This is a genomic window from Azospirillum sp. B506 (assembly GCF_000333595.1).
Classification (GTDB): domain Bacteria; phylum Pseudomonadota; class Alphaproteobacteria; order Azospirillales; family Azospirillaceae; genus Azospirillum.
The window spans coordinates 1-1359 of record NZ_BADK01000693.1 but is presented as its reverse complement, the minus strand read 5'-3'; the positions used below and the strand labels follow the sequence as shown (position 1 = coordinate 1359).

General features: G+C 68.3%; 2 protein-coding genes and 1 pseudogene. All 3 read left to right on the top strand.

Going from position 1 to position 1359, the window contains the following annotated elements; genetic code table 11:
• Nucleotides 1-38 precede the first annotated feature (38 nt).
• Nucleotides 39-320 carry an integration host factor subunit beta gene (gene ihfB, locus I71_RS20780; RefSeq protein WP_042697445.1) on the top strand — a complete coding sequence of 94 codons (282 nt, stop codon included), beginning with the start codon at nt 39-41 and terminating at the stop codon, nt 318-320.
• A 49-nt stretch (nt 321-369) separates the two neighbouring features.
• A complete protein-coding gene (locus I71_RS20775) occupies nt 370-771 on the top strand; it encodes a lipopolysaccharide assembly protein LapA domain-containing protein (protein WP_042697443.1) in 402 nt (133 codons plus the stop codon).
• A 72-nt stretch (nt 772-843) separates the two neighbouring features.
• Nucleotides 844-1359 (top strand): annotated as a pseudogene (locus I71_RS20770) (ornithine cyclodeaminase family protein); the annotation flags it as partial.

Below are 1359 nucleotides of genomic sequence, written 5' to 3'. Positions count from 1 at the left end.
CATAAGCGCCCGCATCGACTGGGGGAACGTCAACGGTCATGACCAAGTCCGAACTGATCCAACGGCTGCGGGAGCGGAACCCGCACCTGTACCAGCGCGACATCGAGAAGATCGTCGGCACAATCTTTGACGAGATCACCGAAGCCCTGGCGCGCGGCGACCGGGTGGAGCTGCGCGGCTTCGGCGCCTTCTCCATCAAGAAGCGGGACGCGCGCACGGGTCGCAACCCCCGGACCGGAGAATCGGTTGACGTCGGCGAGAAATGCATTCCTTTCTTCAAGACCGGCAAGCAGCTTCGCGAGCGTCTGAACACGGAGTGAGCGCCGGCCCGGCCATTCTCTCCGCCGCATCACTCAAGGAACCTTCGCCTTGCGCCATCTTTCCTGGATCGTCACCATTCCCGTGGCCCTCGTCGCGATCCTGTTCGCGATCTCCAACCGCGGTATCGTGACCCTGTCGCTGTGGCCGCTGCCCTTCACGCTCGAAACCCCGGTGTATCTGGCCACGCTGATTGCGCTGGTGGTGGGCTTCCTGGCCGGCGGCTTCGTCGTCTGGAACAGCCAGCGCCGCCATCGCCGCCGCGCCCGCCGCGAAGGCAACCGCGTGCTGTATCTGGAGCGTGAATTGAAGGAGGCGCAGGCCCGCGCTGCCGCCGCCGAGAAGCGTCTGGCCGAAAGCACCCGTCCGGTTTCCGGCCCGGTGGCGGGCGCGCTGCCCGGCGCGACCCTTCCGGTCCCGGCCGCCCAGGGCACCGCGCCGACCGTTCACTGAGCGTAACCAATCCGAGGGTTCCGCCCTTTTTCACCGGGGCGGAACGGGATGCCGGCCGGCGGAGGGGGGTCCATGCGCACCGTCAGCGGCGCCGAGCTTCGATCCGTTCTGCACCACCGCATGCTGATCGAACGCCTGCGGCAGACCTTCCGTGCCGGCGTGGAAGCCCCGCCGACGCAGCGGCATCGGGTCGAGACCTACGGCACCGGCGGTGACGCTTCCCTGCTGCTCGCCCCCGCCTGGCAGGTGAATCAGGCGCTTGGGGTGCGCATCGACACCGTTTTTCCCGACAATGCCGGCAGCGACCTGCCGCAGAGCCAGGGCGTCTATCTGCTGATCGACGGCAAGACCGGCGTCCCGCAGGTGCTGATGGACAGCTCGGCCACGCTCGGTCGGCGCAGCGGTGCGGCGTCTTCGGCGCTCGCCGCCTCCTACCTGGCTCGGCCGGATGCGGAACGCATGCTGGTGGTCGGCACCGGTCCGCTGGCTCTGGAACTGGTGGAAGCCCACACCGCCGTGCGTCAGCTCCGCCATGTCCTGGTCTGGGGGCGCGATGCCCAGAAAGCGCGCAAGCTGGCCGCCCGCTTT

Excerpts from the sequence above, each read along its gene's own strand:
- ihfB (WP_042697445.1), top strand. The coding sequence starts at position 39 with ATGACCAAGTCCGAACTGATCCAACGGCTGCGGGAGCGGAACCCGCAC.